Raw genomic sequence first — 11,275 nt, 5'->3', positions numbered from 1 at the left:
TAAAGGTTTCATCCTATTTTACCTTTTTTGGTCTACCCCCTTGACAATTTGCACTTTTTCTTAACTTGTCACAAATGCCTCCTCGCAAGCGCGGAATTTTATGATCTCGATCTAATCTGACAAGAGGCGGTTGTCTGCCACACACTGCACAGCGATCTTGATATTTAATCAAAATTTTCTGCCAAAAAGCCTCACTGAGTTTGATTCTCTGTTCACGTTTTGGACTAATTTCTATGCTGAGTAGCTGATATCTTGTTTTGCTGCCACTACCAAATCTAACTATTCCCAAAAATCCTTCTTCCCCTTGCAGCTCTCGTATGCGTCTAGGAGTATCGGCGTAATTTTCTCCTCTAAAATTGTTAATAACTTGACGTAAATGCAATAGGGAAACTACTGGCCCTGGAATGCTGTGACCGGGAGGCCAAAGCGTCTCTAAAATTAATCTGTAATAATTTATATTGGCTGGCTTGGTGCTTGCAAAGCCAGCGCAAGCCTCTCTGAGCCACTGTTCACGGTTCGCCCCCATCTCACTCATGGGAGTTTGCCTCATCTCCGCGCAAAAGCCACTCTGGAGATACTTGCAGCAGACGCGCGATCGCATCTAGCTCAAAATCTTTAACACCACGCTTCTGACGCTCTATCTCTGAAATGTCAGATTGATCCAGCTTAATGTGAAAGTCTACATCAATTGCTGCGGCTAGATCGCTCTGCCCTCATCCGATTTTTTCACGAGCCTGCTTGATTCGCGAGCCGCTAATATTAGCTTCGCCCATCTGATAAAGATGTTTTAAACTACGATTGAGGATGATATCTTGTGGTGTAGCAGTTTTGTAGACGAAAATCGTCTATAAAGCTGATTAAGTCTACAATCTGTGTAAATAAAGAAGTATCATTAAAATGCGAGTTGCGTCATTTTTTTCCGGTATTGGCGGTTTCGATCTAGGCTTTGAAAAAGCGGGAATGAATGTCGTATTTCAATGCGAAATAGATAAATATTGCCAACAAATATTAAAACGCCACTGGCCTCAAGTACCCATTTATGAAGACATCAGAACCCTCACACATTCAACTATCCCTGCCGCTGATTTATGGTGTGCAGGATGGCCCTGCCAAGACCTTAGCAATGCCAACACAGAAAGAAAAGGACTTGCAGGAGCAAGAAGCGGACTTTTCTACAAATTTATGGAACTTGTTGCAGAAATTCAGCCAGCGTGGTTGGTCTTGGAAAATGTGCCGGGGCTACTCTCGGCAGAGCAAGGAACCGCTCTTGAGGTCGTTATCGACACGCTGGAAGCGCACGGGTATTTGGGGGGATGGCTATCGTGTAACGCTCGACATACGGGCTTACCTCACGACCGAGACAGAGTGTTCTTTATTGCCAGTTTTAGATCGAAACGTGCCTGTAGAATCTTTACTGACAGCGGCGAATTGTCTGGGGATTCTGCGGCGCGAAAATCGAGGAGGAAGGAAACTCGATCGAGTGTTTGTGAAGGCATTATCGGAGACACTCCGCTTGTGGTACAACGTCGCGGCGGCTTCGGGTATACCTTGGCAAAAAGCGTCTGCCCCACGTTACGCGCCCAAACTGGAGGTCATCAAGGAGGCCATTCAGACAGACCAATACTCTGTGGCGAGAAACTTGACTTGGACAGAATGGGAAAAGCTGATGGGATTTCCTCCAGGATGGACGGTCGCCGAGGGAGACTCCTTGGTAATGCCGTTGTGCCAGGAATTGCCGAATGGATTGGAAGAAAAATCTTAGAGATTGATTCGTAATTATCACAAACGGCTTTCATCGCCGAGAACGTGGAGGGAGAAAATACATAGAATAAAAAAGTTTGTAGTAAAAGCTTTAGTCTTTGCTTGATATTTGGTTGAGAAACGAATAAAGTCCTTACTACAAACTAATTTTCCTGGACTTTCCTTACACGTATTTTGTCGTATTTTTTCTTACAATAAATCTTTCAATTTCTCATCTTCTCCCAACACCTTGATTACCTGTTTAATCTCCTGCGTCCTGTCCTTTTTCACAATTAAAGTCACATTGCCATCTCTGACAACTACCACATCTTCTAAACCAATGGTGACGATAACTTCATTCTCATCGGCTGCATAGAAAATGCCGCCTTTCGTATCAATTCCGACGTGTTTTGCTAACTCCACATTCGGTTTGTCTCCTTGCAGCAAACGACCGATCGCATTCCAATCTCCCAAATCGTCCCAGCTAAAGCCTACGGGCAGAACACAAGCCTTTTGCGTCTTTTCCATCAGTGCGTAATCAATGCTAATTTTCGGTAATTCCGAGTACGCCTGCGCGCCTTTTGCTTCCAAAGCTGCCATCATTTCCGGTACATGATTTCGCAATTCTGTCAAGACAGTTCCCACTCGAAAGACAAAAATTCCGCCGTTCCAACTAAACTTGCCGCTGGCTACAAATTCTTCAGCAGTTGTGCGATCGGGCTTTTCAGTAAATCTCGCCACCCGATAAGCCGGAAAACCCCCAAAACTGCCAATTTCCTCGCCTTGTTCGATGTAGCCGTAACCGGTGGAAGCATAACTCGGTTTTACTCCCAAAGTGGCGATCGCATCCTGATTTCTCGCCAACTCGGCTGCCGCCTCCAAAGTCTTGACAAACTCATCGGGTTCCCCAATCCAGTGATCCGCTGGGAAAAAACCAACAACCGCATCCTCACCGTAACGTTTCGCAGTTTCTATAGCAGTCCAGGCCACGGCTGGCGCAGTATCCCGGCCCTCCGGTTCCGCTAGCAAATTCTCAGGAGGTAAAAGCGGCAACTGTTCGCGGACTCCCGCAGCCAACATTTCCGATGTTACTACCCACAAATCGTCCCAGCCGTTACCTAATGTTAATAGTCTTTCTGCTGTAGCTTGCAGCAAACTCTTACCGCTACCGTCGAGACTCAAAAACTGCTTGGGGCGCTGCTTGCGGCTGAGAGGCCAGAAGCGTTCACCTTTGCCGCCGGCTAGTATTACGGGAATTAAGGTTTTGGTCATGGTTTGAAGTTTAAGGGTTCTGATCTATTTTGCTCGACAGCTTATAATTATGGAGAGAATTGTGGCTGTCTGCGGGTTTTGGGAGCGAGCTATATTTTTGCGAAAATTGCGTCTGTTGCTGGGTGTAAAATTCGAGGGGTTAATTTTGTCGGCTGTAGTCTAATTTCTGTAAGGGTTTGATGCCGATTCCTGGGGGAAAAGGCAGACGCAATTGCTGAAGCTTTTATATGATAAGGGTTTGAGGGGGAAAGTCTAAACAGGCTATTGACAGGCCGGAGGCTGAAATGGTATTTTTGCTAGTACAGACGCAAATGAACGTTGAAAACCAAATACAGCAAGGCTTCTGGAACGGGCGGCCGGAAAATGCCTAAAACCCTATCAGGGATTGAAACACAAGTGCCATTCCGCCTTTACGGTATCCCGGCAATGCCGGAAAATGCCTAAAACCCTATCAGGGATTGAAACTCGATAACCTTCGGGGAATTCGACTATTCAGGGTATTTAGCCGGAAAATGCCTAAAACCCTATCAGGGATTGAAACGTGGTACGAATCTAATTTACTACAAGGAAAAATAGCCGGAAAATGCCTAAAACCCTATCAGGGATTGAAACGATGGCGTAATCTAAATCTCCACAATAGGAAGCAGCCGGAAAATGCCTAAAACCCTATCAGGGATTGAAACATTTAAAAAGCTTAGATAAGTGCTATTTAATTGCGCCGGAAAATGCCTAAAACCCTATCAGGGATTGAAACAATATATAAGAGTGGGAGGAAACGAGAGACGCCAGCGAGTGCCGGAAAATGCCTAAAACCCTATCAGGGATTGAAACTTAGTCTGGCTGGGATCGATCGTAGCGATTGAAGTGAAGCCGGAAAATGCCTAAAACCCTATCAGGGATTGAAACCATAAAATTCTCGTGATTTTTGAATTAGAAAAAACGCCGGAAAATGCCTAAAACCCTATCAGGGATTGAAACGAGGCTAACTGCTTTTTTAGATGTCAACACGCGCCGCGCCGGAAAATGCCTAAAACCCTATCAGGGATTGAAACGATTTTTGCACCTGATATCCGGCTGTTTTCGCTGCGCCGGAAAATGCCTAAAACCCTATCAGGGATTGAAACAACCGCAAAGAGACGCCAAAGTTAAAAATCAACATCAAAGCCGGAAAATGCCTAAAACCCTATCAGGGATTGAAACTTTACAAACCGGGCGACTGGGTAAAAATTCGCAAAGCCGGAAAATGCCTAAAACCCTATCAGGGATTGAAACAAATTCGTCATCTTTGTTATCAGTTCCCCCCAGGCCGGAAAATGCCTAAAACCCTATCAGGGATTGAAACACAAGCGCGTTTTGAGGATGCTTGTAATCTTCCAAAGCCGGAAAATGCCTAAAACCCTATCAGGGATTGAAACAGAATTACACCATAAACGCGGCTTTAATACTTGACTATACGGAAAATGCCTAAAACCCTATCAGGGATTGAAACAGGGACTTTTTATTCAAATACGCAAATTACCGCGCCGGAAAATGCCTAAAACCCTATCAGGGATTGAAACATTTGCCACGCTGTAGTAGTGGATCGCCCACTGATCGAGCCGGAAAATGCCTAAAACCCTATCAGGGATTGAAACTAGAGCGCGATTGGTCACGACACACTCCAGACGGGCTAAAGCCGGAAAATGCCTAAAACCCTATCAGGGATTGAAACACTATTTTTGCCCTCATTGCAACCGCAAAACAATGGCCGGAAAATGCCTAAAACCCTATCAGGGATTGAAACTAATACCTTTAGCTGTTACTGGATTGTCAATGCAAGCGGCCGGAAAATGCCTAAAACCCTATCAGGGATTGAAACCAGCTCGACTTGCTGAGTCATCTCGTTAAGTCGCAGGCGTTTACCGCCGGAAAATGCCTAAAACCCTATCAGGGATTGAAACTAGTCCTACCAGTGGGGTCAACCAAAGCACTACAGCCGGAAAATGCCTAAAACCCTATCAGGGATTGAAACCCCGACCGTCAACTCACCCGATCACCGGGGATGAGAGCCGGAAAATGCCTAAAACCCTATCAGGGATTGAAACCATTTAGTCGAGCCAAAAACTCATCTTTGCCGATGGGCCGGAAAATGCCTAAAACCCTATCAGGGATTGAAACCGCTTATTTTTAGCGAGCGATTCCAATGTAGGCTGCCGGAAAATGCCTAAAACCCTATCAGGGATTGAAACCTCGCCGTCCTTAGTTGTGGGGTGTACTGTCGGGTATGCCGGAAAATGCCTAAAACCCTATCAGGGATTGAAACGCGTCCGTTAACCCGGAAAAGAGCCGCCAGATAAATGCCGGAAAATGCCTAAAACCCTATCAGGGATTGAAACAAATCACCAAAAGCCGCTTCTTCTGGGTTCCAATCAGTGCCGGAAAATGCCTAAAACCCTATCAGGGATTGAAACAGGGGGATTAACCAAAGGGCAACAGCAGCCCCACTAAGTACAAGCCGGAAAATGCCTAAAACCCTATCAGGGATTGAAACAGATGTCCCTTATTTTTCGCAGCTAGATAATTTAGCCGGAAAATGCCTAAAACCCTATCAGGGATTGAAACTGAGCATAAATTCAATAAAGCCTAATCCATTGATGCCGGAAAATGCCTAAAACCCTATCAGGGATTGAAACGACTGCTAATTATCAATACAGTGATGGAACCAGCGCCGGAAAATGCCTAAAACCCTATCAGGGATTGAAACAGGACACAAGGTATTTTGGAACGGTTCATGCGCAAGCCGGAAAATGCCTAAAACCCTATCAGGGATTGAAACAGGACACAAGGTATTTTGGAACGGTTCATGCGCAAGCCGGAAAATGCCTAAAACCCTATCAGGGATTGAAACGAGAAAGACAATGCGGCCCTGGGGAACTTTTTAGGCCGGAAAATGCCTAAAACCCTATCAGGGATTGAAACACGGATTGGCCTCAGAAGGAGCTTTATATGCTGTTGGCCGGAAAATGCCTAAAACCCTATCAGGGATTGAAACCTAGGGCATTGTTGCCCCAGTAATTCCACTTCTGCCGGAAAATGCCTAAAACCCTATCAGGGATTGAAACCTGGTCGGTATCTGCATTGATAATGTACGTGTTGAGCCGGAAAATGCCTAAAACCCTATCAGGGATTGAAACAAGGATGCCGACAAAGAAGGTTTAGTCGCAATAAAAGCCGGAAAATGCCTAAAACCCTATCAGGGATTGAAACACAATAAAAGCCTCCACAATCAGTTTGACAGTGTTAGCCGGAAAATGCCTAAAACCCTATCAGGGATTGAAACTCCACTAATCGGGCTAACATCTTCAATCGCTGAAGCCGGAAAATGCCTAAAACCCTATCAGGGATTGAAACTTAATCCCCGCCAAGCACACGCCAGCAACATCTGAGCCGGAAAATGCCTAAAACCCTATCAGGGATTGAAACATGTAGAACCCAGCATGAAATTAGTATCAGTACCGCCGGAAAATGCCTAAAACCCTATCAGGGATTGAAACCCGGCTCTGACACTCGTTGGTGACTTGACTGAGAATTATCTTATCTACTAAAACCCTATCAGGGATTGAAACCCGGCTCTGACACGGGTGTAATTTCTGGTTCGAGGCCGGAAAATGCCTAAAACCCTATCAGGGATTGAAACAAATATCATTCTCAACAGAATCTAAGTATTGAGCCGGAAAATGCCTAAAACCCTATCAGGGATTGAAACAACGACGGCGAGACACGAGCAGACAGAACAGTATTTTGCCGGAAAATGCCTAAAACCCTATCAGGGATTGAAACACAAACTCTGCCAACTCTCCTGCATCTATTTTGACGCCGGAAAATGCCTAAAACCCTATCAGGGATTGAAACGATTTCACTGTATTGCTGGAAAAAATGCTGTCAAGCCGGAAAATGCCTAAAACCCTATCAGGGATTGAAACTCTATCAGCAAGGCCGAAACTCGAATTGAAAATGGCCGGAAAATGCCTAAAACCCTATCAGGGATTGAAACGGTGACAGTGCGGCTATATGGCGATTAACAACCTCGGCCGGAAAATGCCTAAAACCCTATCAGGGATTGAAACTATGGGTGCGGATTTCGGCTCCATTAATAAGCCTTATTAGCCGGAAAATGCCTAAAACCCTATCAGGGATTGAAACTACCGGGTATCACAGCCTGGTACGAACTCGAGACGCCGGAAAATGCCTAAAACCCTATCAGGGATTGAAACTGGCTTGTCGTCATCCCCTTCAATAAGCGCTCGATCCAAGCCGGAAAATGCCTAAAACCCTATCAGGGATTGAAACTCGACCAAGAAGTAACTTTGATTAATTTAGTGGATGGCCGGAAAATGCCTAAAACCCTATCAGGGATTGAAACAATAATCATTGTCGGCGGGTGATGTTTGATAAAAGCCGGAAAATGCCTAAAACCCTATCAGGGATTGAAACGCAGTGCTGCTATTTTATTGATGTTGCCTACGATGGCCGGAAAATGCCTAAAACCCTATCAGGGATTGAAACTTAGCGATTGCGGGGAAGCGTCGGGAGTTATTAGTAAGCCGGAAAATGCCTAAAACCCTATCAGGGATTGAAACGAAGGCGAGATGGAAATAAATATCCGCTTTCGGGGCGCCGGAAAATGCCTAAAACCCTATCAGGGATTGAAACTTTATAGGGTAGTTAGTAGCTTTGGTGCTTTTAGGCCGGAAAATGCCTAAAACCCTATCAGGGATTGAAACAATTGGCTGAATGCCGCCTGCTGCTGGAGTTACAAAGCCGGAAAATGCCTAAAACCCTATCAGGGATTGAAACGTATTTAGCCCGATCGCACTTCGGGACACGATCGGCAGCCGGAAAATGCCTAAAACCCTATCAGGGATTGAAACCGAGTGGCATATTAAACAACAGGACGCAATACAGGGCCGGAAAATGCCTAAAACCCTATCAGGGATTGAAACTTAAACACAGCAAATTTACAAGATGAAAACGCAGTGCCGGAAAATGCCTAAAACCCTATCAGGGATTGAAACCAATTATTCTTAAATCAATATTAGCACTCATCTTGCCGGAAAATGCCTAAAACCCTATCAGGGATTGAAACTTCTACGGCAGATGATTTTGTTAATACTTTCAATGGCCGGAAAATGCCTAAAACCCTATCAGGGATTGAAACCGTTTCGTTCGATGTATGTACCTTAGCAGGGTTGCCGGAAAATGCCTAAAACCCTATCAGGGATTGAAACAAGTACCAGCAAGTGTCAGCAGACGAAGGAGATAAGCCGGAAAATGCCTAAAACCCTATCAGGGATTGAAACTGGGAAGCGTCTCCGAAGAATCGGGACTGCTGGGCCGGAAAATGCCTAAAACCCTATCAGGGATTGAAACAGCAACTACCAGTTTATTGCGATTAGAAATAGAGCCGGAAAATGCCTAAAACCCTATCAGGGATTGAAACATATTGATGCGCTGAGCAAGGCAATTAAACCAGGCCGGAAAATGCCTAAAACCCTATCAGGGATTGAAACTCTAAGTTGGGTCTTATTCCTAATGTATTGCCTAGTGCCGGAAAATGCCTAAAACCCTATCAGGGATTGAAACGTGCTTGTTGACGAGACTTGGTATCATCAAAAATGCCGGAAAATGCCTAAAACCCTATCAGGGATTGAAACTTAGGCTTAAGCAAGTTTGGCAGAATCGTCAGTCAGCCGGAAAATGCCTAAAACCCTATCAGGGATTGAAACCATCTTACGATAGCTGATTCCCTCAGAGAATAATCGGCCGGAAAATGCCTAAAACCCTATCAGGGATTGAAACAGGGCTAATAGTTAGACATAATATGGCAACAATTACAGCCGGAAAATGCCTAAAACCCTATCAGGGATTGAAACGCCTTCAAAATGAGAAGAAATCTATGGTTCAGATAATGCCGGAAAATGCCTAAAACCCTATCAGGGATTGAAACAGGGTTTGAGGCTCAAAACTTTCTAGAAAAAACGCCGGAAAATGCCTAAAACCCTTTCAGCAGGAACCTTAACTCCGCCTTCATTCAGACAGTGGGCCGCCGTGAGAACGTACAACCCTCCCGTTAGCAGCGAACCAGTACAGGAAGCCGAATCGAGATAGGCGACGCCTGTATATTGATTTAAAGCTAAAGGTTTGCGGGAACTGCTGTCAGGAAAAGCGCTAATTATCGATCGCCCAACTCCGGCAGTTTCTAAAACTAAAAATACCGTCACAACCGCGATTAATAATATTTTGATTCCTGACTTCATTTTTGATAGTGAATTGTTGGAGAGCTAATCGAGACCTGACTTGTTCAATAAGTCGGGTCTCGCGACTATTTCGTTTCTTAGAATTAGCTTACTTATTGCAGCATTTTACTTCGATAATTCGACATTAAGTTCGTTGACAACGCGGCGTTTTAGCGGGATTGATTTTTCACGGGGCAGCAAATCAAATACTTTCCGAAAAGCATCATCCACCTGTTCAAAAGGTATTTGTCCTTTCTCATTAAAAACTACTTTTCCAGATTGGTCGAGGATGAGAGTTTGAGGTACGAAACCTTCGTAATAATGGCTCGGTTCGGTGAGTTCCGGTGACGGTTGGGGAGGCAAAGAGTCAACTGTTATCGGCATAAAATCCGCTTCGCGACCGTAAAATTCCTGAAGTTGAGAGACGACGATCGCATATTGCTTGGAGTCGCTGCTGTCGTCAGTGTAAAACACTAATAATACGGGTTTATGGCGTTTGAAAGAATCTGCAAGCTTGACTTTAGGAGGAACTAGGGAACCGTTACCGGCGTAGAGGGCATAAATAGTACCGTCGAAGCGATCGTCTGTGAGAGTTGCGAAGGCTGGTGGCGTGCCGGTTAGCAGTATCAAGCTAAGTGCGATCGCCACTGTTAAAAGACAGGCTGACAAGATTCGCTTCAGCAAGCCCAGGCCAGAAGCAGGAGTAACAAGTGAATTTTTGTTCTCAGGAAATATCATAGGTTGTTGGCAGTTGCTGTAAGGAAAGCGAAATCAAATGCAAAAACTTTCCTAATTGTATCAGCAACTGTATGCAAATGTTCCTGAGTAGGTTAACGTAGTTTCGGATAGAGTATGATAATTTGCTTGTTGTAGCGCTCGGCACGGTGATTCTACTGATCCAAGAACACTATTTGCGATCGGCTTTTCAGGAGTGGGCTGAAAGTGTCTGCGCCACAATAAAATTTATTTGTTGCACGCTGAGCTTCTAGCTTCTGAGAATGATGCAAGATGTTAAATCCAATTGATAATTAGAAACTGACAACTGGGAACTAATCACTAATGATAGCTTTGCTTGATACACTCCTCGCCCAAACGCCCGCTGCTGATGTTTCCGGGCCCGCTCAAATCAATCTGTTGCAAGCGATTGTTTTAGGAATTGTACAAGGATTAACCGAGTTTTTGCCCATCAGCAGCACCGCTCATTTAAAGGTAGTGCCGATCGCCCTAGGATGGGGCGATCCGGGGGTTGCTTATACTGCTGTAATTCAGTTGGGCAGCATTGTGGCAGTGCTTTGGTATTTCTGGAAAGACTTGACAACTATAACTTTGGGTGCTGTAGATGCCGTGATGCAGCGCGACTACAAATCGCAAGAGTTTCAAATAGCCCTGGGAATTGTTTTGGGAACAATACCTATACTCTTTTTTGGGCTGCTAATCAAGGCATTGGTTCCAGATTTCGATCGCTCGCCGCTCAGGAGTTTGGCCAGCATCGCCATTGCTTCGATCGTCATGTCGCTGCTGTTAGCAATAGCAGAAAAAACTGGCAAGCGCAATCGCACTTATGAAAAGTTAACTGTCTCAGACGGCATTTTTATGGGATTAGCTCAAGCAATAGCTTTGATTCCGGGGTGTTCGCGATCGGGTTCCACTCTCACAGCAGGATTGTTCATGGGATTGGAAAGATCCGCCGCCGCGCGATTTTCTTTTTTATTGGGAATTCCCGCAATTACTCTGGCTGGATTAGTGGAATTGAAAGGTGCTTTAGGAGAAGGAATCAGCGATGCTGGAGTTGCAGCTTTGATAGTGGGAACAATTTCGGCATTTGTGTTTTCTTATTTGTCGATCGCGTGGCTGCTCAAGTTCCTGCAAACTCAAAACACCTGGGTGTTTGTGTGGTATCGGCTGGCATTTGGTGTGGCCATTTTAACAGCGATCGCAGGTGGGGGGCTGAAAAATATCTAAAACACGACTAACTTGAACCTAATTAT

Annotated in this window: 5 protein-coding genes and 2 CRISPR repeat arrays; of the genes, 2 read left to right on the top strand and 3 right to left on the bottom strand. The window is 45.1% G+C overall.

The features are described from left to right. Positions 1–897 precede the first annotated feature (897 nt). Complete coding sequence (locus QUA33_RS22625) at positions 898–1,776, top strand: DNA (cytosine-5-)-methyltransferase (protein ID WP_333151335.1); 879 nt, start codon at positions 898–900, stop codon at positions 1,774–1,776. Between the two features lie 174 nt (positions 1,777–1,950). Here QUA33_RS22625 and QUA33_RS22620 read toward each other — a convergent pair whose 3' ends face one another. The 3 genes from QUA33_RS22620 to QUA33_RS22615 form a co-directional block, all read right to left on the bottom strand. Beyond that, positions 1,951–3,012 carry a mannose-1-phosphate guanylyltransferase gene (locus QUA33_RS22620; RefSeq protein ID WP_333100722.1) on the bottom strand — a complete coding sequence of 354 codons (1,062 nt, stop codon included), beginning with the start codon at positions 3,010–3,012 and terminating at the stop codon, positions 1,951–1,953. A 355-nt stretch (positions 3,013–3,367) separates the two neighbouring features. Then, positions 3,368–6,545: a CRISPR direct-repeat array (repeat unit 37 nt; unit sequence GCCGGAAAATGCCTAAAACCCTATCAGGGATTGAAAC). A 105-nt stretch (positions 6,546–6,650) separates the two neighbouring features. After that, positions 6,651–8,998: direct repeats of the CRISPR family, unit length 37 nt; unit sequence GCCGGAAAATGCCTAAAACCCTATCAGGGATTGAAAC. A 22-nt stretch (positions 8,999–9,020) separates the two neighbouring features. Continuing rightward, positions 9,021–9,308 carry a trypsin-like serine protease gene (locus QUA33_RS28330; protein WP_445243276.1) on the bottom strand — a complete coding sequence of 96 codons (288 nt, stop codon included), beginning with the start codon at positions 9,306–9,308 and terminating at the stop codon, positions 9,021–9,023. 105 nt (positions 9,309–9,413) lie between these two features. Next, the gene (locus QUA33_RS22615; protein ID WP_333074377.1) at positions 9,414–10,025 is read right to left on the bottom strand and encodes a thylakoid membrane photosystem I accumulation factor; all 612 of its coding nucleotides are present in this window, start codon (positions 10,023–10,025) and stop codon (positions 9,414–9,416) included. A 321-nt stretch (positions 10,026–10,346) separates the two neighbouring features. On the opposite strand from QUA33_RS22615, the gene QUA33_RS22610 reads away from it, so the two are divergent. Then, positions 10,347–11,249, top strand: coding sequence for an undecaprenyl-diphosphate phosphatase (locus QUA33_RS22610; RefSeq protein WP_333151333.1), 903 nt, complete (start codon positions 10,347–10,349; stop codon positions 11,247–11,249). The last annotated feature ends 26 nt before the right edge of the window (positions 11,250–11,275 follow it).

This window comes from Microcoleus sp. Pol14D4, from assembly GCF_036701245.1.
Classification (GTDB): Bacteria; Cyanobacteriota; Cyanobacteriia; order Cyanobacteriales; family Microcoleaceae; genus Microcoleus.
The sequence above is the reverse complement of the archived record's forward strand: the minus strand, read 5'-3'. Positions and strand labels throughout refer to the sequence as shown.